Below are 21153 nucleotides of genomic sequence, written 5' to 3'. Positions count from 1 at the left end.
CAACCTTCCTCCTATGCTGCGCGCCAGGACAGGAAGGAAAGATGATGATAATATATGGGTCGGTGGTGTCGCCGTTCGTGCGTAAATTGCTGGGCTTTCTGGGCGAAAAGGGTCTGACGTTCGAATTGCAGGGCGTCGGGATCGGCGATCCCGACCCGGGCTTTCGCGCCGCGTCGCCGCTCGGCAAGATGCCGGCGATGGACGACGACGGCTTCCTGCTCGCCGATTCGAGCGCGATCATCCAATATCTGGAAGCCAAATATCCTGAGCCTGCGCTGATTCCCGCCGATCCGCAGGAGCGCGGGAAAGTGATCTGGTGGGAGGAGTTTGGCGACACCGTGTTCGCGGCGTGCAGCGGCAAGATATTCTTCAACCGCATCGTCGCGCCGAAGTTTCTCGGCCGCGAAGGCGATCTGGCCGCGGCCGCGCTCGCCGAGAGCGAGGAGCTGCCAAAACTGCTCGACTATCTCGAAAATGCCATCCCCGCATCGGGTTTCCTCGTCGGCGGCCGGCTGACGCTCGCCGACCTTGCGGTGGCGTCGCCGCTGATGAATTTTCGCCATTGCGGGAACGGCGTCGATCCCGCGATCCATCCGAAGATCGCGGCGTGGAGCGAAGCGATCCTGTCGCGCCCGAGCATGGCGCCGTGGATCGCGAAGGAAGAGCGAATGATGGCGAAGGTGCTGGCGGGGTAGGGGCAGGCTGCGGGCTCGACACGAACGCAAACTGGGGAGACCGGCTTCGGCCGATTGCCGCCATTACCCTTATCGTCACCCCAGACTTGATCCGGGGTCCCGCTTGAAGTCAAAGACGGATTATGCGGTAAAAAAAGCGGGATCCCGGATCAAGTCCGGGATGACGAAGGTGCGTCAAGCAGCGTCCGCTTCCCACCCCAAAGCTGATTCCGGTCGTTTCCCGGTTCATTCCCTCGACGCAGCGCTTTTGTCGCGGATCGCCTTGAATTCGCTGCCGTCCTTCCAGCCGGGCCAGCGGGCCGAGCGGGCGAGTTCGTCGCCGATCGTGTAGAAGAGCGCGATATCCTGTACCGCTCCGTCGAGCTTCCAGTCGGGGCTCCAAGCGTCGCATGCCTGATGATAGCATTTGCCGGTATAGGCATCGACCCACGCCTGTCCCGCAGGCTTGCCGCCCTCGACCAGATCGGACGCACCCGCGATGCCCATCATCAGGAGGACGGGGACGCCGCGTTTGGCGAGGCTGAAATGGTCGGCGCGGTAGAAGAGGCCGCGTTCGGGAAGGCTTTCGGGCGTCACGGTGCGCCCCTGTGCCGCAGCGACGCGGGCTAGATCGTCCTCGAGGCTGCCCTGGCCCTTGCCGACGAGCACGACATCCTTTGCGCGGCCGGCGGTCTGGAGAATGTCGAGGCCGAGGTTGGCAACGGTCGTTTCGGCCGGGAAGACCGGATTTACGGCATAGGCTTCCGAGCCGAGCAGCCCGCGCTCCTCGGCGGTCCAGAAGGCAAAGGCGATGGTGCGGCCGGGCGGCGGCGCGGCCTTGAACAGCCGCGCGATTTCGAACAGTCCGGCAACCCCCAGCGCGTCATCGTTGGCGCCGGCGCGATAGATGCGGCCCTGTTCGTCGGGCGCGCCCTCGCCATAGGCGTCCCAGTGCGCGCCGTAGATCACGACCTCTTGCGCGCGTTTGGTGCCGGAGATTTTCGCCAGCACATTCTGGCTTTGCACCACCCGGTGCTCGACGGGGATCGCGGCGTCGAAGCGGGTGCCGAGGTCGATGGGCCTGAAATCCTGGCGCCGCGCGGCGGCGCGCAGCTTGGCAAGATCCTGCCCCGCACCTGCGAATAATCTGGTCGCCGCCGCCCCCGAGATCCAGCCCTGCAGCGCGAGGCTGGTCACCTGATCGGGGGGCACGACGAGACCGTAATTTTCGCCGCCGGGGCTCTGGACGACGTTCCAGCCATAGCCCGCGCCGTCGGTGTCGTGGACGATCAGCGCGGCGATCGCGCCGCGGCGCGCGGCCTCTTCGAACTTGTAGGTCCAGCGGCCATAATAGGTCATCGTGCGGCCGCCGAACTTGCCGAAGGCGTCCTCCCCCTTCGCCGCGACGAAGTCGGGGTCATTGACCAGGAAGACCGCGACCTTGCCCTTGAGGTCCTGGCCCTTGAAATCGTCCCAGCCGCGTTCGGGCGCGCTGACGCCATAGCCGACGAAGACGAGCGGGGCATTATCGACAACCGCGCGATCCTTTGGCTGCAGCGACGAGACATAGATGTCGATGCCCGAGGCAAGCGGGGTCGCGGCGCCCTTGCGATCGAAGGCCAGCGTTTCGGGCTTGCCGAGCCGGGTGTGGAGCAGGGGCACCGGTTGGGTCCAGCCGCCGTCCACGCCCGCCGGTTCGAGGCCAAGCGCCTGCAACCGCCCGATCAGATAGCCGATCGTGCGTTCCTCGCCCACCGTACCCGGCGCGCGGCCCTGAAACTGGTCGGAGGCGAGGGTGCGAACGGTCTGGGTGATGTTGTCGGCGCTGATCGCGGGGGCGGCGGGGGCGGGCTGGGCCGCGACGGGCGCCGCGAAAGCGAGAAGCGCGGTCGCGGAAAGGCGAAGGGTCATGGCGTCGGGTTCCTGTGGTTGCGGCCAGCGTTGTTCAGCCAGCGTCGGCGAGGCAGCGTTTGAGATAGGCGCGTGCCGCGCCGAAATCGTGCATTTCCAAGGCGCGGGCCGGGGCGTCCGCAATCGTGAGCGTGAGAGTGAAACGGTCGGGCAGTGCATCGAGCTTTTCGACATGCCCGAGGCTGACGTCGTGCCAGACGATGCCGTCGGGGGCGGGCATGCTGTTGACCTCGACCTCCCCTGAACCGAGACCCGAAATCTCGAGCTTGGCCTTGCGCGGTTTGAGTTCGCGCGTTTCGTTGCCGGTGAACGGCTTGGGATCGCCTGCACGAGCATGATCGGCAACCCACAGCCGGAAGTTCGTCGTGTCGCTGTCGGTCGCGAAGGTCCAGCGGCGGGCGTCGTCGGCGGGATCGGTCCAGCTGACGCCGCACTGTATCTGGCCCTGCCAGGCAGGCGTCCCTGCATCGGCGGACCTGTCGGCCGTTTGCGCCGCGGCGGCGGAAAGCGGCACGGTGCCGGCGGCCAGAAGGAGCATGGCGGTGAGGCGCAAGGTCATGAAAACAGGCTTCTCCGGTTGATGTCCGGTGAGCCTAGAGCGTTATCATGGTTGAACAAAGGAGTTAGTGGCGAAATCAGGTGGGTTGCATGGTTCTGCGGGGTGGCGGCGTTGGGGTGGGGAGCGGGCATCGCTTCCCGCATCATCGTCACCCGGGATCAAGTCGGGGATGACGAAAAAGGAAACGGCAACGCCCAACCGATGGCGGCCGTTTCGGGGGGCAGAGGGGCCTCAGCGCTCCTTCACCGTACCTTCCTTCGCCAGCCGCGCGGCGAGGGCGCGGCGTGAGCGGTCGGCATAGGCGCGGCAGGCGCCCGGCGTGTCGTTGAAGCGCCGGCCGTCGGGGGCGGCGTTGTCGGGATGGGCGCTGATCAATATGTCACACGCGAGCGCATCCATCGTCCGGTAGCTTTGCGCGAATCCCGCGACAATGGGCGCACTGGCGGGTGCATCGTAGCGATAGCCGTCGGCGGAAACGGGATTGAGACTGGAGGCGAAGACGATGGTGCGGCAGGTCTTCGCTTCGCACGCTTTCCAGCTCCAGCTCATGCTGCCCATCGTATGGCCGGGGGTCGCGTGCGCGGTGACGACGGTCTTGCCGAGAAGGAGCGTTTCGCCGTCGGCGATCTTTTGCGCGTGCGCCACGGGCGGAAAATGCATGCCATAGGCAAGCTGGGGGTCGTCGGCGTCGGCGCGGCCCGATTGCAGTGCCGCAGCACCGCGCACGCTGGCGACGACGGTCGCACCGGTGTCGCGCGCGAGCGCGGCGATGCCGCCGGCATGATCGGAATGCGGTTCGGTGCTGAGAATATATTTGATGTCTGTCGGCTGGAAGCCGAGTTCGCGGACATGGGCGAGGATCGCGGGTGCCGCTTGCGGGAGCGCGCCGTCGATGAGGATGAGCCCGTCGCCGGTGTCGATCAGCGCGACGCTGAGCCCGCCGAATCCGACCAGATAGGAGTCACCGAAAAGCTTTTCAGCCGGTCGCGGTTCGAGCCATTCGTCGCTGTGCGAGCTGATGATCGGCTGTGTCAGCGGATCGCTCGCAACCCCACCGCCGCCGCTCGCCGCCGCGACCAGCCAGGCCAAGAACCCCATCGTTTCCATCATCATCCGTCTCCCTTCGCCCGAAGGAATGCCGATGCGGGGGCACGGCGACAAAGCATCAATTCTCGACAAAGGCATGAGATTTACTCATGACGAACTATGGACCGCGCCCAATTGCCGCTCAACGCCCTGCGCGCCTTCGAGGCGGCGGCGCGTCATTTGAATTTTACGCGGGCGGCGATCGAGCTGTGCGTGACGCAGGGTGCGGTGAGCCACCAGGTCGCGCAGCTCGAGCAGCGGCTAGGGACGCGGCTGTTCCACCGCCTGCCGCGCGGGCTGGCGCTGACCGACGACGGACAGGCGCTGGTGCCCGTGCTGGGCGAGCTGTTCGACCGGGTGGCGGCGACGCTCGATCAATATACGGGCGGGCGGTTTCGCGCGGCGTTGAAGGTCGGGGTCGTCGGCACCTTCGCGACCGGCTGGCTGCTGCCGCGCATCGATGCTTTTGCGCGTGCCTATCCGCACATCGAGCTCAAGCTGTCGACGAACAACAACCGCGTCGACCTGGCGGGCGAGGCGCTCGACTATGCGATCCGCTTCGGCGACGGCGCGTGGCATGCGACCTGGGCCGAGCCGTTGATCGAGGCGCCGATGGCGCCCGTCTGTACCCCCGCGATCGCCGAACGGCTGAAAGCACCGGGCGATCTGGTGCGCGAACATCTGCTGCGATCGTACCGCGCCGACGAATGGGCGCGCTGGTTCGAGGCAGCCGGGGTCGCCGCGCCGCTGCCGCGCGGCGCGATGTTCGACAGCTCGGCGCTGATGGCGTCGGCGGCGGCAGCGGGGATCGGCGTCGCGCTGGTCCCGGCGGCGATGTTCGCGCGCGAACTGGGCAGCGGAGCGCTGGTGCAGCCGTTCGCGGTGACGATCGACGCCGGGCGATACTGGCTGACGCGGTTGCTGTCGCGGCCCGAGAGCGAGGCGATGGGTTGCTTTCGCCGCTGGCTCGCGGCCGAAATCGCCGCCGCGACGCCCGGCTTCTAACCCGCCGTCACGATGAGATTACGGCCGCCCTCCTTCGCCGCATAGAGCCTTTGGTCGGCGCGCCGGATCGCGTCCGCCAGTCCGGCATAACCGCGGACGGGGGCGAGCCCGCAGGAGAAGGTGATCGGGCGCCCGTCGACTGCAAAGGCGTCGCTTCGCCGTATCGCCTGTTGCAGCCGGGTGAGGATTTCGCCGGCCTTTGCCGTCGGCGTGTTCAGAGGACGATAAATTCCTCCCCGCCCCAGCGCGCGGCGACGTCGGAACGGCCGAGCGCGGCGGTAAGCTTGTCCGCGAAGTGGGTTAGGAGTTGGTCGCCGCGGTCGTGGCCGTGATCGTCGTTCACCGCCTTGAAATGGTCGAGGTCGAGCAGCGCGATCGTCGAGCTTTTGGTGTCGGCGGCGAGCAGCGGCGCGACGGCGTCGAGGAAGCCGCGGCGGTTGCGCAGCCCGGTGAGCAGGTCGCGTTCGGCCGCGTCCTTGAGCTGTTCGATCCGCCGCGCGGTTTCGCTGACCGCCTGCGCGACGCCGTGGAGGAGCTGGCCGACAAGATCGTCGCCGCCGACCGGCACCGGCCCGACGCGCCCGCCGCGCTGCACCGTCTGGAGCATGACCGTCGCGCGCCGGATCGGCATCAGCAGTTCGGACACCGCAAAGATCGCGCCGATGGTGCCGAGCAGGGTCGCGGCGAGCAGGACGCCGAACAGCGACGGATCCCAGGCGCTGCGCCAGCTGAGCAGGATGACGCAGCCGATGAGCGGCAGGTGGACCGCGGCAAAGCAGATGGCGAGGATGCGGCGTTCGTAATGGCGGGGGAAAAGGAAACGCGTCGCTTCGTAGAATCGCATAGGAACTCCATCGATCGAGCCCCCCGGGCGCGATGCCCAGCCGAACAATATTTCCAGAAAGTTAAGACGCTAAGCATCTGCGGCGAAGCGTGGCGAAGGTGCCGACAAGCAGTTGGGAAACAGGCAATTATCGACGCGCAGGGTGGACGCGGGTTGGCCCGGACGGCGATCGCGGTTAAGCCCGGCCGGGACGGCGGCGACGCCAGGCAGAGGAGCAACGCATGGACTTTTCACGGCTGCAGGCATCGAGCAAGATCGGCGACGACTGGGTCTATCCGCAGCCGCCGTGCCTGAACTTCGGCTGGCTCGAGGTCGACACCGGCCCCGCGCACCGCATCTATTGGGAGGAATATGGCAATCCGGCGGGCGAGCCGGTGATGTTCCTGCACGGCGGCCCCGGCGGCGCCTGCGCCCCGGTGATGGCGCGCTTTTTCGACCCCGCCCGCTACCGCGTCATCCTGTTCGACCAGCGCGGCTGCGGCAAGAGCGTGCCCAATGTCGCGGCGGCGGGCCCCGCGGTCGCGCTCGGTAAAAACACCACCGCCGACCTGATCGGCGACATCGTCAAGCTGCGCGAGCATCTGGAGATCGCGGGGCGGATGCATGTGTTCGGGGGTAGCTGGGGCAGCACGCTGGCGATGGCCTATGGCATCGCGCACCCCGAACATATCGCGAGCCTGGTGCTGCGCGGCATCTTTCTGGGCGCGGCCGAAGATCTGGAATATCTGTATCAGGGCAATGCCGCGACGTGGGAGGCCGACCCGTACGGGCTGACCGCGCCCGGCGCCTATATCAAATATCCCGAAGAATGGGGCGAACTGCTGTCGGTGCTGACGCCGGCGGAACGCGGCGACGTGATGAAATCCTACAAGGCGATCTTCGACATGGTCCCCGCGAACGACGAAGAGAAGGCGCGGCAGTTGCAGGCGGCGCTGACCTGGTCCCTGTGGGAAGGGGTGATTTCGAACATGATCCCCGAGACCGCCGACACCGGCAAGTTCGGCGAGGCCGATTTCGCGCTGTGTTTCGCGCAGATCGAGGCGCATTATTTCGCCAATGAGCTGTTCATCGCGCCGGGGCATTTCTTCGACCATATCGGGGTGCTGGCGTCGATCCCGCTGCATATCGTCCACGGCCGGTTCGACGAGGTGTGCCCGCTGACGCAGGCGTCGCGGCTGGTCGCGGCGCTGCGCGAAGCGGGCAGCGAGCCCGCGAGCTATATCGTCACCAACGCCGGGCACAGCGCGATGGAGCGCGAAAATGCGCTGGCGCTGACCGCAGTGATGGACGGGTTGCCGGCGATCGCGGCGGGCTGAGCAGGATGGCGGTCCGGTCCATGGCAGCGGCCGCCGCCGCGGCGCTGATGCTTGCCGCCTGCGGGCCGAAGCCGCCGCTGCGCGTCATGGCGTGCGCGGCCGCCCCGCCCGTCGCGGTCGCGGCGAGCGCCGACGGCCGCGAGCGGACCGCGACGCTGTCGGTCCTGACCTATAACCTCGAAGGGCTGGGCTGGCCGGCGCGCAAGGGACGCGCGCGCGAATTGCGGGCGATCGGCGCGCAGCTGGCGGCGATGCACGCCGCCGGGACCGCCCCCGATGTGGTGCTGTTCCAGGAGATGTTCAGCGGCGCGGCGAAGCATGCGGTCGCCGCCAGCGGCTATCCGGCGATCGTCCCCGGACCGCGGCGCACGACCCGGCCGATGATCAGCGCCAACGAACGGATGCCGGGAAAGAGCAAGCCGCTGAAGGGCGAGATCGGCATCCGCCTGCTCGGCGGCGGGCTGGCGGTGGCGTCGCGCTATCCGATCGTCGAGACGCGGGTGAACGCCTATGGCCTGCGGTCGTGCGCGGGGTTCGATTGCCTGGCGAACAAGGGCATCATGCTAGCGCGCATCGCGCTGCCCGGGGTGCCGGTGCCGGTCGACATCTATAACAGCCACATGAATTCGCGCCACGCATCGCGCGTGTCCGAAGCGCGCAACCGCGAAGCGCATGCGCGCCAGGCGGTGCAGGCGTCGCGGTTCATCGCCGCGACCGAGAATATGGCGCATCCGCTGATCTTTGGCGGCGATTTCAACATGCGCCATTCGGAAGCGCGCTGGGAGGAATTTTCGGAATATCACCCGCTGATGCTGGTCCACGAAATGTGCATCGACCGCACATCGGGATGCGAGGTCAAGATGTCGTGGGACGGCGACGCGCCGTGGATGGACACGCAGGACCTGCAATTCTTCGCCAATGGCGAACGGATGGAAGTGCGCCCGATCCGCGTCGAGGCGATGTTCGACGGCGGCGCGAGCGGGCCGCGATTGTCCGACCATGACGGGTTTCTGGTGACCTATGAACTGCGCTGGCCGGCGGGGGCGGAGGGGACAGGGGCTTGTTCAGGGTAAGCCATGTTGAGTCTGCCCTGAGGACATAGGTTCATTTGGAAGGAGGCCTACCCCTTCGTCACCCCAGATCAAGTCGGGGGGAGATAGTGGACTGTGCTTCATGTACACAGCTTGGCTGGATAATGATCGGTTTCCGTCTGCCGTGAAGTCAAGGAAGCATGCAAATCGCGTGGACGTGTGGGATTGCGCGCGAGTGGAAAACAAAAAATGCAACGCTTCGGCGCCGATTGCAATCCGGCCGCTTTACATGCAAATTGCCTCTAAAGGGAGAAGGGGGAATAGTATGGATTTAGCGACACGACTCACTGAACTGTCCAAAAAGACGCAGCAGCACCGCGAGGTTTTGCTCACCGAACAAGCTGCAAAGACAGCACTCGTCATGCCTTTCATTAACCTGCTCGGCTATGACGTATTCAACCCTTCTGAAGTTGTTCCGGAATTTAATGCTGATGTCGGAACGAAGAAGGGTGAAAAGGTTGACTACGCAATCTGCATCGATGGGAAGCCGTGTATTCTGATCGAGTGTAAGCCGTCCACTGGTGAACTTACGATTAATCACGCGTCACAGCTTTTTCGATATTTTAGTGTGACCGATGCTCGCCTAGCGATCTTGACCAATGGCGTGATCTACAAATTCTTTTCTGACATTGACCAACCGAATAAAATGGACGCGCAGCCATTCTTCACTTTGAGTCTCGATGCGATCCGGAAATCCGACGTGAGAATTCTTGAAAGCTTCACTCGGACGGGCTTCGATATAGACGCGATCGTCAGAGAAGCTTCGAATCTGAAATTAGAATCTCTCGTGCGCAAAGAACTTGAAAGTGAAATGGCAACCGCGTCAGAGGAGTTCGCCCGTCTGATCGCCAAACGTGTTTACTCTGGGCAGGTCACCTCGCAGGTGAAGGATAATTTCACGCGTTTGATCGCTAATTCTTTCGCAGCCATTGTACGGGATCATGTAAATGATCGTCTGACTTCGGCTCTGAATGCAACCGCCGTACCCGAGCCCGACAACGGTCCTGCTACATCTCCAGAGGAAGTCATCACGACCGAGGAGGAAGTGAGCGGTTTTCGAATCGTGCAGGCCATCGTCTCAAAGCTGGTCGATCCCAAGCGCGTTTTCATGCGGGATGCGAAATCCTACTGCGCCGTCCTGCTCGATGACAATAACCGAAAATCGCTGGCGCGACTGCATTTTAACGGGATCACCACGAAATATGTGGGGACATTCGTTGGGCAAACGGAGACCCGCAATCAGATTAATGACCTAACGGACATCTACAAGCTGTCGGCTCAGCTCGAAGCCCGGATTAACGAAATTGAAGGCAGCAAGAGCAAATAGAGCTGGCCACGGGTGACGAGAAGGCAAAATCGCGTCCGTGTTTCGATATAACCATATAGGTTATTTCTTGTTGACATCGTCACGCTGATATGGCACAAGTATCGCGATTATGTACTTTACAAACCCACGCTGACACGCTAGGAAAAGCTCGTCAAACGGAGCTTTTGCCATGTCGGTTCTCTCTTCCCCCTATTTCCACGACGAAGCCAAGGCCTTCGAGCATCTGGAGAGCATCGTGTGGGCCGACGGCGTTGTCTGCCCGCATTGCGGTGTGATCGGTGGTCGGGTCTATGACCTGTCGGGCGTTCGCGGCAAGCCGACCCTCAAGACTCCGGAAGGCGCGCTCCGTCACGGCCTCAAGAAGTGCGGCGAGTGCCGCAAGCAGTTCACCGTCAAGGTCGGCACCGTTTTCGAGCATGCCCGCATGCCGCTTCACAAGATGCTACAGGCGGTCCACCTGATCGCGTCGAGCAAGAAGGGCATTTCTGCCCACCAGCTCGGTCGCATCCTTGAGGTCCAGTACAAGACCGCTTGGTTCCTCGCCCACCGCATCCGTGAAGCCATGCGTTCGGGCGACCTTGCTGCCCCCTTCGGTTCGGGCGGTGGCGCTGTCGAGGTTGATGAAACCTATTTCGGCACCAAGGAAGGCCGTCGCGGTGCCAAGGCTGGCACGGCCCACAAGTTCGGCGTTCTCGCGCTGGTGGACCGCGAAACCGGCACCATGCGCTCGTTCACGTTCGACAAGTTCCGCGCCGACGAGGTTCACCCCATCGTTTTGAACAACATCGCCCGCGAAGCCCGTTTGATGACGGACGAAGCGAAGATGTACAAGAAGATCGGCCGCGAGTTTGCCGAGCATGGCACGACGCTCCACGGCGCCCGCCAGTACGTCGATTATCAGGACCGCACGATCCACACGAACACCGTCGAAGGCGCGTTTTCGATTTTCAAGCGCGGCATGAAGGGCGTCTACCAGCATTGCGGCGAGCAGCATCTGCACCGCTATCTGGCAGAGTTCGAGTTCCGCTATAACACCCGTCAGGCCAACGGTATTGACGACCGTGGTCGGGCTGTTGCGGCCGCGCGCGGGATCGTGGGAAAGCGCCTGACCTATCGGCGGGCTGACGCGTAAGCGTTAGTTGCAAACGTTGTCAGCCAAATTTGTAACATCGGCATCAATATCAGCCTTCCACGCGGAGATCGATTTCCGAAAATTTTCAAGCGCGGCTGTTTCTGTTTTGCCGCATACGCCGATTTTTATAGGATTTTCGTGGCCTGATAGCGCGAGCCACCCACCGCAGCGGCGCGCAACAAGCCTTGGATCGCCGGAAAGGTTTGCCATGAGAGATTTCTCCTTTTTTCGGTACGAGGCCAAATTATAGAGAAAAAATTACGCAAAATCAAATCTATAGGCCAATATATCCATGTAACATGATCTTCAAAACACGGTATTGCAATCTCTGGTTTTGTCCGTATGCTTGTCCTGTAACCGAGGACGAGGGACGATTCGATATGCCTGTTACTACAGACAAGCCGGGACCTTACGCGCCAGCTTCTGCGATCATGTCGATTGTTGAGCGCCACCGGAACAAGGGGCTGCCCAGCGTGGTCGATGGAGACACGCTCGCCCGCGCCGGTATTTCCGACAGCTTGATCGCACGTACGCTTTACGCGCTGATTGCTCTCGACCTCATTGACGAGGATGGGAAGCCTACCCCGGTTTTGGAGGGCATCCGTCTGGCACCGGAGGCCGAGTATCAGGCGCGCCTCGCGGAATGGCTCAACGGCGCATACGAAGATGCGTTGGCCTATGTTGATCCTGCGACAGCGACGGAAAGCGACGTGCGGGATGCATTCCGTACCTACAAGCCCATTGGGCAGCAGTCGCGCATGGTGTCGTTGTTCTTCGGGCTCTATGCCGCGGCTGGCGTGGTCCAGGAACGCGCGAAGCCGGCTCCCCGTAAATCGTCAAATGGAGCAGCGGCTCGCGCCAAGCCTCCCGCTGCCAAACCTGCCGCGGCGCAGCGGCAGACGCCGCTCCGTACTGGAGGAAATCCGCCCGGTAGCGGAGCGCCGAAGATCGACGGGCTTCCGGCTCCCGTTGCAGGGTTGCTTGCCAGCTTGCCCGCGGAAGGCGCTGGCTGGACCCAGAAGAAGCGCGACAGCTTCATGGCCACGCTCGGAGCGGTGATTGATTTTGTTTACCCCATCTTGTCCGAGGCCGAAGCCGCGGCAGTCAACGAACCGGAGGCGGACGAAGATGACGATTTGTAAAAGTGAAACGGGGCGCTTGCTGGTCGGCAATCCCGCCCCGTCTCACTCGGAACCAACTAGGAAGGAGGTGATGGGCATGGCCCGGCAACAACCTAGCTAGAGGCTAGCACCCCGGAGAAAGAGACCTAGACCGTCTCCCAATCTGGCAGTGCCCACAAGGGGTACAAGAAAAGACTAAGCTCATCCACTCTAGCCCACTTGCGGCCGGGGGTCTAAACGACCCCCGGCCTTTGTGCTATATACGGGAATCGTGGAGAATTTGCAAATGACCAGCGAACCAAAGCGGTCCCAACTCGACAAGTTCAAGGAAGCCGCGCGCGACCTCGAAACCGACGACGATCCCAAGCGCTTCGACGAGCGCCTAGGGAAGCTGGTGAAGCATAAGCCGGTCGAGAAGCCCGCACCCTAGAGTTACCCGCCGGAACCTTCGCTGTCGGGCGGAGTATCCACCCCGCGCCTCTGCGTCTCTCGGGCGTGACTGCGGGACGGGCCGGGCTGCTTTTGGTCCGGCTCCCCCATAACCTCCCCGCCCATGGCTTCATGGAAGTGCTGTTTGGTGTCGTGCTTCTCAAGCTCGGCGAGCTGCCTGTACGCATTGAGTTTCGTGCGGCGTGTTCTGGGCATTGGAATATCTCCCGCCCTGACCGCCATATGGCATAATGCCTTCTGTACGGGTGGCGAGCGTACGCCCTTTCCCACCAAAAACCTATTGCTCCATGTTTTCCATGCTCTCAGCGACTTGGGGAGAGCGTCTAACCAAATAGGTTATTTTTCTTGACACAGCGTCACGCTTGGTGTAGAGATTTCTACATCATGGCGAATCGCGTCCACCGTAAGGGGCGCTCGCCAGTCAAGATGCTTGTGGGTTTGCAAACTACATAAACGCCACAAGTATCACATCATGAAGAATTGCGAGTCGGGCCGGGGCCGATCCTGAGAGGGGGAGGCGATCCGGCCCGTTTGCGTTGGATAGGGTGCGGATGATGGCGAATGATGGTGAGGAGCAGATTTCGGGATTCCAGAACGGGCCGTTGCAGCGGCGCCGGGCGCGGCCGCAGAGCTGGACCAAGGCGCGGCGCGCGGCGTTTCTGACCGAGCTGGCGTATAGCTGTAACGTGACGCGCGCGCATACGGCGGCCGGGGTGGCCGACCGCAAGGCCTATACGCTGCGCCAGCGCGATCCGGAGTTCGCGCGGGCGTGGCAGCAGGCGCTGGAAATCGGGTTCGAACGGCTGGAAACCGCCTTGTTGCGCCGGGCGCTCGAAGTCACCGGGGCGCTCGATATCGACGTCGAGGAAGAGCGCCGCGAGCCGGTCGAGAAAATGACCGTCGAGCAGGCGATGACGCTGCTCAACTTGCACCGCCGCAGCGTCCAGCAGGGGCAGGCGCATCGCCGCCATCCGGCGGCGCGCCATATCGCGACGCAGGAAGAAACCGACGCGGTGCTGATCAGGCGGATTGCGATGGTGAAACGGCAGCGCGAGCGGCGGGACCGGATTGTCGACGGCGGCGAACTGACGCCGACGCCGGCACCGGCGCCAGCCCCGGTACCGGATCAGAGCCCCGAGACCGGGGGGAGCGGCGAGGCGTGAACCGCCGCAGGGCGCCGAAGAGCGCCGGCGATTTGCGGGCGACGTCCGACGACATCCTGGCCGAATTGAGCGAGTTGGATCCCGCGGATCTGCGCAACGTGCTGTGCGAACTGAACGCCGGGCAGAAGGCCGAACTGGCGACGCGTTGGTACGGGTTCGAGAATGACGGCCAGCGCGAACCGCCGGGCGACTGGCGCATCTGGCTGATCCGCGCCGGGCGCGGCTTTGGCAAGACGCGGGCGGGATCCGAATGGGTGAGCCAGATGGCGCGCGATATGCCCGGGGCGCGGATCGCGCTGGTCGCGGCGACGCAGGCCGATGGCTTGCGGGTGATGATCGAGGGGCCGAGCGGGCTGCTGGCGGTCGCGCGGGAGGGTGAAGCGCCGCGCTGGACGAACGGGCGGCGCGAACTGCTGTTTGCGAGCGGCGCGGTGGCGACGCTTTATTCGTCCGAGGCGGGCGAGGAATTGCGCGGCCCCGAACATCATGCGGCATGGTGCGACGAACTGGCGAAATGGCGGCGCGGCGAGACGGCGTGGGACAATCTGATGCTCGGCATGCGGCTGGGCGAGCGGCCGCGCGTCGTGGTGACGACGACGCCGCGGGTCAATGCGGTGATGCGCAAGGTGATAGCCGCGCCGGGGAAGGCGGAGACGCTGGGCCGGACGCGCGACAATCTGTGGCTGCCCGACAATTTCGTCGCCGCGATGATCGCAACCTATGGCGGGACGCGGCTCGGGCGGCAGGAACTCGACGGTGAGATGCTGGAGGATATCGAGGGCGCGCTGTGGACGCGGGCGCTGGTCGAGCGGTGCCGGGTCGATGCCGCGGGTATCGGCAAGCCGGTGCGGGTGGTGATCGGGGTCGATCCGCCGGCGACGTCGCATGGCGACGCGTGCGGGATCGTGGTGGCGGCCTTGCTGCGCGACGGGCGGCTGGCGGTGGTCGAGGATGCGAGCGTCGAAAATCCGCCGCCGGCGCGATGGGCGCAGGCGGTCGTCGCGGCGGCGGCGCGCTGGGGTGCCGAGCGGGTGGTGGCCGAGAGCAATATGGGCGGCGAGATGGTCGCGGCGACGCTGCGCCAGGCCGAGGCGGCGCTGCCGGTGGTGCCGGTGCATGCGAGCATCGGCAAGGCGCGAAGGGCGGAGCCGGTGGCGCTCGCCTATGAGCGCGGACAGGTGGTGCATGCGGGGGCGTTCGCCGCGCTGGAGGACGAGCTTTGCGGGCTGCAGGTCGGCGGCGGCTATGCCGGGCCGGGGCGCTCGCCCGATCGGGCCGATGCGTGTGTCTGGGCGCTGGCGGCGTTGCTGGAGGGGGTGCGGAAGGGCCGGGGGCCGGGGGTGCGGCGGGTTTGATGCCGAAGCATCCGCTACGGACCTAAAACATGGTGCTTGCTGCCGGGTATGTTCTCCGGTTGATTGACCCCAGCCTTGATCCGTCTTAGCCGTCCGAAAATGGGGAGGCGCTTGTGGAAGCGAGACTGAAGAAGCTTGAAAAGACGATAGAACAACAAGGCTATCTGTTGTTGATCCTCATGGTCCTCCTCATTGTTGACACTGCCGCATTGCTCATATTGTGGGGAGAAAAGGGGAAGCCGGATTTCGACCACATCGCGGTTTCGTTGACTGTTTTTCAAACCCTTTTCGGTATCGCCGCCCTGTACGGATTTTGGGCATTGCGCGGCTTGACCATCGAGAGGGCGGAAGATGTTGCTGAAGCGGAGGTCAAGAAAATTGCTCCGCCCCTCATCTTGAGAGAAGTTCAGGACAGTTTGCAGAATTTGCCCCGCGACACTATATCGGACGCGGATTTGAACGATATTGTGATCGCGACAGGTGACGCCGGAAAGGAGGGCGACGATGGAAAATGAGATGCAGACCGTCGCTCGCTACCTTGGCGCGGCTCCGGTTGATTTGTATGCAATTTTCGATGCCCTGGGCATCGACTATGCCGAGAAGCCCATTGGTTCAGGTGAGTCAGCCTGGATAGAGCGAAAGGGCGACCGGTTTAGCGTTGTTGTCAACGCATCCGAGGGAGCGACGCGCCGCCGCTTCAGTGCTGCCCATGAATTGGCCCACTATCTTCTCCATCGTGATCTGATGCAGATCGATGGCGACAGGATGAATCGCCACACGGATAGGCTGTATGGGGTGCCAGAAGATAATCCGGCGTCGCCGTTTACGCGGCAGCATGAAATTCAGGCGAACCGTCTCGCGGCGCAGATCGTGATGCCTGCGCCGCTGGTTCGGAAAAAATTCGCCGAGTACCAAAATGCCGGGCAGCTTGCTGCCGCTTTCGGCGTGTCCAAGGCTGCGATGGAAATTCGTCTGAAGACGCTCGGCCTCGCCGCATAATCTTGCACTAACGCTCTCACTATTCGGGAGAACATCATGAACTGGTTTGGCCGCAAGGCCGCGCAGGGTGCTGCGCGGCCCGCTTTGTCGCGTGTCTATGGGAGCTATGGAATCGCGGGCTCGGCGCCGGCGCCGCTGTCGTATGAGGCGCAGGTCCGCGAGGGGTATCTGGGCAATGCGATCGTCCAGCGGGCGGTGCGGCTGGTTGCCGAGGCGGCGGGATCGGCGCCGGTGGCGGCGAGCGATCCGGCGCTGGCGGCGCTGGTCGCGGCGACGTCGGGCGGGCAGGGGCTGGTCGAGACCTTGGCGTCGCAGCTGCTGCTGCACGGCAATGGCTATGTCCAGATATTGGCCGACGGCGCGGGGGCACCCGCCGAGCTGTTCGCGCTGCGCCCCGAGCGGGTGACGGTCGAGGCCGATGCGCGCGGGTGGCCGGTCGCCTATCGGTACAAGGCGGGGGGCGCCAGCGCGGTGCTGCCCGCCGAGGATGGCGCGGGGCGGACGGCGGTGGTGCATGTGAAGGCGCTGCATCCGCTGGACGATCATTATGGCGCGGGGTGCCTGGGTGCGGCGGCGGGCGCGATCGCGGCGCATAATGCGGCGGCGAGGTGGAACGCGGCGCTGCTGGAGAATGCGGCGCGGCCGTCGGGGGCGCTGGTCCATGATCCGGGCGACAAGGGGGTGCCGCTGTCGGCCGAGCAGGTCGACCGGCTGCGCGAGGAACTGGCCGAGAGCTTTGCCGGCGGGGCGAATGCCGGGCGGTCGTTGCTGCTCGAGGGCGGGCTCAAGTGGCAGGCGCTGTCGCTGTCGCCCGCCGAGATGGATTTCCTGGCGCTGAAGGATATGAGCGCGCGCGAGATTGCGATGGCGTTCGGGGTGCCGCCGATGCTGCTCGGGCTGCCCGGCGACGCGACCTATGCCAATTATCGCGAAGCCAATCGCGCGCTGTGGCGGCTGACGGTGCTGCCTTTGTGCGCGAAGATTTTGGGGGCGATCGCGCAGGGGCTGGCGGGCTGGTTCGACGGCGCTGCGCTGCGCGTCGATCTGGATCGGGTGCCGGCGCTGGCCGAGGACCGGATGGCATTGTGGCGCGAGGTGTCGGCGGCCGACTGGCTGAGCGCGGATGAGAAGAAGGCGCTGCTGGGGGTGGAATAGCCGCCCCGTCACCCCGGACCCTTCGACAGGCTCAGACAGGCTTGATCCGGGGTCCATGAGTGCGGCGCTGCTGTGGATCCCGGATCAAGTCCGGGATGACGAAAGGAAAATGAGCATGGACGAGGACGAGGCGCTGGCGCGGTTGATCGCGCTGGCGGGGACGAGTGCGCCCGATGCGGCGCTGCTGCGCGCGGTGGTCGAGGAGGCGAGCGAGCTGGGCGCGCGGCGGGCGCTGGCGCGGCTGGGGCTGGCCGACGCGGCGGCGCGTGATGACGTGAGCGACCTCAGGCAACTGCTCGGCGCGTGGCGCGATGCGAAGAAGAGCGTGTGGGCGGCGGTGGTCGACTGGGCGGTGCGCGGGATGCTGGCGCTGCTGGTGGTGGGGCTGGCGATGAAGCTGGGGCTGCCGGGATTGCTGAAGTGAAGGGGCGCCTGATCCCGGCTGACGCTGGGGCCGCACCAGCCCGCTCCTCCGCCCGGGCAGGCGGGGGAGCGGGCTGGTGCGGCACGTCCTCAATAGTCCGCTTCGCTGGCTATGCCTCGGTGTTCGACCGGGTCGATCGCGGCGGCGATGTGGTGCGTGCGGGGGCCTTTGCGGCGAGCCTCGCCGAGCGGCGCGCGGTGCCCTTGCTGTGGCAGCATCGGCCGGGCGCGATGATCGGGGTGATCGAGGCGCTGGCCGAGGACCGGCGCGGGCTGCGGGTGGTGGCGCGGGTCACGCATCCGACCGCGGCGGCGCTGGTCGCGCGCGGCGCGCTGACGGGATTGAGCTTTGGGTATCGGGTGCGCGCGGCGCGCGGGGCGGACCCGCGCGAACTGACCGCGCTCGACCTTGCCGAGGTGAGTCTGGTGGCGATGCCGATGCAGCCGCTGGCGCGGGTGATTCAGGTGGTGAAGGAGTGAAAAGCATGGACGATATGGAAGTGAAGGCGGATGCGCTCGACGGGGCGTTCGATGCGGTGCTGGCGGCGGAGGCGGTCGACGAGCTTAAGGCGTCGGTCGCGGCGCTGAAGGCGCAGGTTGCTGCGCAGACGGTGGCGGCGGCGCGGCTGCCGCTCGACGGGGCGAAGGCGGCCGATCCGGCGCGTGATGCCTTTGTCGAGCGCTATTTGCGGCGCGGGATCGATGCGGGTGTGGAGATGAAGAGCCTGTCGGGGGCGTCGGGCGGCGAGGGCGGTTATGCGGTGCCGCGCGAGATCGACGGGACGATCGCCAGCATGCTGCGGTCGCTGTCGCCGATCCGGTCGATCGCGACGGTCGTGCAGACGGGGACGAGCGGCTATCGCAAGCTGGTCGCGACCGGGGCGACGGGTGCGGGCTGGGTCGGCGAGACCGCGGCGCGGCCCGAGACCGGCACGCGCAGCTTTGCCGAGATCGCGCCGCCGTCGGGCGAGCTTTACGCCAATCCGGCGGCGAGCCAGGCGATGCTCGACGATGCGATGTTCAACGTCGAGGACTGGCTGGCCGACGAGATCGCGCGCGAATTTGCGGTCGCCGAGGGCAGCGCGTTCGTCAGCGGCAACGGGACGAGCCGGCCGAAGGGCATCTTGTCCTATACGACGACGAACGAGGCCGACGGCGTCCGCGCGTTCGGGACGTTGCAGCATCTGGCGACGGGGACGGCGGGCGCGTTTCCGGCGTCGAACCCGCAGGACAGGCTGGTCGAGCTGGTCCATTCGCTGAAGGCGCCGTATCGCCAGGGCGCGGCGTGGGTGATGAATTCGGACACGCTGGCGCGGATCCGCAAGTTCAAGACGAGCGACGGCGCTTTCATCTGGCAGCCGGGGATGGTCGAAGGGCAGGCGGCGAGCCTGCTCGGCTATCCGGTCGTCGAGGCCGAGGACATGCCCGACGTCGGCGCGAACAGCCTGTCGATCGCGTTCGGCAATTTCCGCGCCGGTTACCTGATCGCCGACCGCGGCGAGACGCGTATCCTGCGCGATCCGTTCAGCAACAAGCCCTTCGTGCATTTCTATGCAACCAAAAGGGTCGGCGGTGCGATCATCGATTCGCAGGCCATCAAGCTGATGAAATTCGCCGCCAGCTGACGAGAGCCGGTGCGCGATGGGCGTCCGGCACCGCTCTTCCCTTTCGGGCGGGCCGGGCGCCAATTTTTCCTGACATCAACTGAAAAGGATGGCGCTGCCATGCCGACTCCCTTTTTCGCCGACCTGGTGCGCGAGCTGTGCCAGGAGGGCGGGACCGGGCCGCTGACGCCGACCGGCGCGGTGCCCGGCCATCGCCGCTTTGCCGGCGTCGTTCCGGTCGACACGAGTTTTCATTATGCCATTGCCGGCATCGCGCACCCCGACCAGTGGGAAGTGGGGCTGGGCCGTATCGATGGTGAAGGACGGTTGATCCGCGACAGCGTGGCGGCATCGTCATATGCCGGCGCGCGGGTCGATTTCGCCATCGGGCTGAAGACCGTCGCACTGACGGTCGGCGCCGGCTGGTTCGGGGCGGCCGATGCCGCGGCCGCGGCGGTGGCGGGCGATATCGCCGGGCTGGATGCGGCGCTGGCGGCCAAGCAGCCGCTGTCGACCGGTCATGCCGACGCCGCGACGGGGACGAGCGAAGACAAGCTGACCGTGCGGCGCGGCGCCGACTGGGTCAATATTCCCCTGTCGACCCTGGCCTATCGCGACGCGGCCGGGCGCCATGCGCTGAGCGGGGTCCTGGGCATCCAGAACGGAACCGCGGCGGCGCCGTCGGTGGCGTTTTCGTCCGACCTCGACACCGGGATTTTCCGTGCGGCGGAGAATGCCGTCGGGTTCGCGGCGGGCGGGGCCGAAAGTGCGCGATGGCATAGCGGCGGCCTGTCGGTCGGCGGAACCGCGCCGCTTGCCGGCGAACGACTGGGTCTGTTCACCACCATCGACGGCGGCGTCAGTTTCCTGTCGCGGCTCAACGACGGCACCAACAATCCCCATTTGATGGTGCGGCATGTCGCGGCCAGCAATCTGTCGCGGATCGACGTCAATGCCGCTTCGGGCGTCGCGCAAATTTCGCTCGCGATCAAGAATGTCGACGCGCTGACCGTCGACAACAGCCGCAACACGGCGCTGAGCGGCCTGTTGACCATCCCGGTGGGGAGCGCAGCCGCCCCCAGTTTGCGGTTCGCGGGCAATAGCGGCACCGGCGTGCGCGGCGGAGCATTTTTGACCCTGATAACCGGGGGAGCCGACCGGCTTGTCGTCCAGGGTGACGGCCGGGTAAACCCGGGTGCCGACAATGCACAGTCTTTGGGAATATCGGCCATGCGCTGGTCGGTCGTCTATGCGGGCACCGGTACGATCAACACGTCCGATGCCCGCGACAAATTGTGGCGTGGCGCGCCCGCCGCCGCCGAACTGCGCGCGGCAAGGCGGATCGCCGCCGAGCTTGGTTTCTACCAATGGCTGGCGAGGATCGACGAGGCCGGCGCGAACGAGGCGCGTTTCCACTTCGGGGTTCGCGCACAGGTGGTGTGGGAGATCATGGCCGACGAAGGGCTGGTCGATCCGCTGCAAGCCGACGGGACGCCGGGCGAGACGCGCTATGCCTTTCTGTGCTGGGATGCCTGGCCCGCGGAGGTCGAGGATATTTTACAGCCGTTCGAGGTGGCCGCGGTCGTAGACGAGGCGAGCGGTGCGGAGATCGAGCCCGCGCGGACCGAGATGCGGCCGACCGGCGAAACGCGCACTGTTCGCGCGGCCGGTAGCCGCTTCGGCATTCGGCCCGACCAGCTGGCGCTGTTCCTGATCGCGGCGCAGGAAGAGCGGCTGGCAGCGCTTGAGGCGGCGGCATGATCGCCGGGGCGGCGCTGGGTTCGCGCGCGATCGGTGATGTCACGCGCCGCGCGCTGGCCTGCGAATGGACGGGCCCCGAGCCCGCCGGGCAGCGCGACGCAGCGCGCGCCGAGGCGATCCCGAAGGCATCGGACCGCCGCGTGACGCCGCAGAAACCCTGACGAAGGAAAAGGAGAA

General features: G+C 65.2%; 23 protein-coding genes. 18 read left to right on the top strand and 5 right to left on the bottom strand.

The genetic code is table 11. The annotated features are described in order from the left end of the window. The first annotated feature begins 41 nt into the window (after positions 1-41). Positions 42-695 (top strand): glutathione S-transferase family protein, encoded by a 654-nt coding sequence (locus tag FHR22_RS20095; protein WP_341787039.1) that lies wholly within the window; start codon positions 42-44, stop codon positions 693-695. A 225-nt stretch (positions 696-920) separates the two neighbouring features. Here FHR22_RS20095 and FHR22_RS20090 read toward each other — a convergent pair whose 3' ends face one another. The 3 genes from FHR22_RS20090 to bla form a co-directional block, all read right to left on the bottom strand. Beyond that, entirely contained in the window at positions 921-2585 is a 1665-nt protein-coding gene (locus FHR22_RS20090) for a M20/M25/M40 family metallo-hydrolase (protein WP_166945583.1), read from the bottom strand. Positions 2586-2619: 34 nt separating this feature from the next. After that, a complete protein-coding gene (locus FHR22_RS20085; RefSeq protein ID WP_166945581.1) occupies positions 2620-3144 on the bottom strand; it encodes a hypothetical protein in 525 nt (174 codons plus the stop codon). A gap of 231 nt (positions 3145-3375) precedes the next feature. Next, positions 3376-4254 carry a subclass B3 metallo-beta-lactamase gene (gene bla, locus FHR22_RS20080; protein ID WP_166945788.1) on the bottom strand — a complete coding sequence of 293 codons (879 nt, stop codon included), beginning with the start codon at positions 4252-4254 and terminating at the stop codon, positions 3376-3378. A 96-nt stretch (positions 4255-4350) separates the two neighbouring features. Between bla and FHR22_RS20075 the strand changes: the two genes are divergently transcribed. Next, complete coding sequence (locus tag FHR22_RS20075) at positions 4351-5235, top strand: LysR family transcriptional regulator (RefSeq protein WP_166945579.1); 885 nt, start codon at positions 4351-4353, stop codon at positions 5233-5235. A gap of 214 nt (positions 5236-5449) precedes the next feature. Here the strand turns inward: FHR22_RS20075 and FHR22_RS20070 are convergent, their stop codons facing one another. After that, positions 5450-6079, bottom strand: coding sequence for a GGDEF domain-containing protein (locus tag FHR22_RS20070; RefSeq protein ID WP_243853900.1), 630 nt, complete (start codon positions 6077-6079; stop codon positions 5450-5452). A 221-nt stretch (positions 6080-6300) separates the two neighbouring features. On the opposite strand from FHR22_RS20070, the gene pip reads away from it, so the two are divergent. The 4 genes from pip to FHR22_RS20050 all read left to right on the top strand — a co-directional run bounded on the left by pip (position 6301) and on the right by FHR22_RS20050 (position 10945). After that, entirely contained in the window at positions 6301-7395 is a 1095-nt protein-coding gene (gene pip / locus FHR22_RS20065) for a prolyl aminopeptidase (RefSeq protein WP_166945577.1), read from the top strand. A 20-nt stretch (positions 7396-7415) separates the two neighbouring features. After that, on the top strand, positions 7416-8468 hold the full coding sequence (locus FHR22_RS20060; RefSeq protein ID WP_243853898.1) for an endonuclease/exonuclease/phosphatase family protein: 1053 nt from the start codon (positions 7416-7418) through the stop codon (positions 8466-8468). A 193-nt stretch (positions 8469-8661) separates the two neighbouring features. Beyond that, a complete protein-coding gene (locus tag FHR22_RS20055; RefSeq protein WP_341787035.1) occupies positions 8662-9813 on the top strand; it encodes a type I restriction endonuclease in 1152 nt (383 codons plus the stop codon). Positions 9814-9982: 169 nt separating this feature from the next. Then, positions 9983-10945, top strand: coding sequence for an IS1595 family transposase (locus FHR22_RS20050; protein WP_166945573.1), 963 nt, complete (start codon positions 9983-9985; stop codon positions 10943-10945). Between the two features lie 3 nt (positions 10946-10948). On the opposite strand, the gene FHR22_RS20045 is transcribed toward FHR22_RS20050, so the two are convergent. Further along, positions 10949-11155 carry a hypothetical protein gene (locus tag FHR22_RS20045; protein WP_166945571.1) on the bottom strand — a complete coding sequence of 69 codons (207 nt, stop codon included), beginning with the start codon at positions 11153-11155 and terminating at the stop codon, positions 10949-10951. An 89-nt stretch (positions 11156-11244) separates the two neighbouring features. Between FHR22_RS20045 and FHR22_RS20040 the strand changes: the two genes are divergently transcribed. From FHR22_RS20040 to FHR22_RS19985, 12 genes are all read left to right on the top strand, one after another. Beyond that, a complete protein-coding gene (locus FHR22_RS20040) occupies positions 11245-12087 on the top strand; it encodes a DUF5343 domain-containing protein (protein ID WP_341787033.1) in 843 nt (280 codons plus the stop codon). Between the two features lie 265 nt (positions 12088-12352). Beyond that, positions 12353-12496, top strand: coding sequence for a hypothetical protein (locus tag FHR22_RS20035; protein WP_166945567.1), 144 nt, complete (start codon positions 12353-12355; stop codon positions 12494-12496). Positions 12497-13067: 571 nt separating this feature from the next. Further along, on the top strand, positions 13068-13679 hold the full coding sequence (locus FHR22_RS20030) for a hypothetical protein (protein WP_166945565.1): 612 nt from the start codon (positions 13068-13070) through the stop codon (positions 13677-13679). Continuing rightward, entirely contained in the window at positions 13676-15034 is a 1359-nt protein-coding gene (locus FHR22_RS20025) for a DNA-packaging protein (protein WP_341787030.1), read from the top strand. Before FHR22_RS20030 ends, FHR22_RS20025 begins: the two co-directional genes overlap by 4 nt. Positions 15035-15147: 113 nt before the next feature. Further along, the gene (locus tag FHR22_RS20020; RefSeq protein ID WP_166945563.1) at positions 15148-15549 is read left to right on the top strand and encodes a hypothetical protein; all 402 of its coding nucleotides are present in this window, start codon (positions 15148-15150) and stop codon (positions 15547-15549) included. Continuing rightward, the gene (locus tag FHR22_RS20015) at positions 15539-16033 is read left to right on the top strand and encodes an ImmA/IrrE family metallo-endopeptidase (RefSeq protein ID WP_166945561.1); all 495 of its coding nucleotides are present in this window, start codon (positions 15539-15541) and stop codon (positions 16031-16033) included. Before FHR22_RS20020 ends, FHR22_RS20015 begins: the two co-directional genes overlap by 11 nt. Before the next feature lie 36 nt (positions 16034-16069). Continuing rightward, positions 16070-17188, top strand: coding sequence for a phage portal protein (locus tag FHR22_RS20010; RefSeq protein ID WP_166945559.1), 1119 nt, complete (start codon positions 16070-16072; stop codon positions 17186-17188). Between the two features lie 115 nt (positions 17189-17303). Further along, the gene (locus FHR22_RS20005) at positions 17304-17612 is read left to right on the top strand and encodes a DUF6127 family protein (protein ID WP_208417831.1); all 309 of its coding nucleotides are present in this window, start codon (positions 17304-17306) and stop codon (positions 17610-17612) included. Positions 17613-17704: 92 nt separating this feature from the next. After that, positions 17705-18091: an HK97 family phage prohead protease gene (locus tag FHR22_RS20000; protein WP_166945782.1), complete on the top strand. Its 387-nt coding sequence runs from the start codon at positions 17705-17707 to the stop codon at positions 18089-18091. Positions 18092-18096: 5 nt separating this feature from the next. Beyond that, entirely contained in the window at positions 18097-19236 is a 1140-nt protein-coding gene (locus FHR22_RS19995) for a phage major capsid protein (RefSeq protein WP_208417830.1), read from the top strand. A 99-nt stretch (positions 19237-19335) separates the two neighbouring features. Then, the gene (locus tag FHR22_RS19990) at positions 19336-20976 is read left to right on the top strand and encodes a tail fiber domain-containing protein (RefSeq protein ID WP_166945555.1); all 1641 of its coding nucleotides are present in this window, start codon (positions 19336-19338) and stop codon (positions 20974-20976) included. Beyond that, entirely contained in the window at positions 20973-21137 is a 165-nt protein-coding gene (locus tag FHR22_RS19985; RefSeq protein ID WP_166945553.1) for a hypothetical protein, read from the top strand. Before FHR22_RS19990 ends, FHR22_RS19985 begins: the two co-directional genes overlap by 4 nt. Positions 21138-21153: the final 16 nt, after the last annotated feature.

The organism is Sphingopyxis panaciterrae (assembly GCF_011762125.1).
GTDB lineage: Bacteria > Pseudomonadota > Alphaproteobacteria > Sphingomonadales > Sphingomonadaceae > Sphingopyxis > Sphingopyxis panaciterrae.
This window is presented reverse-complemented; position numbering and strand designations above follow the sequence as displayed.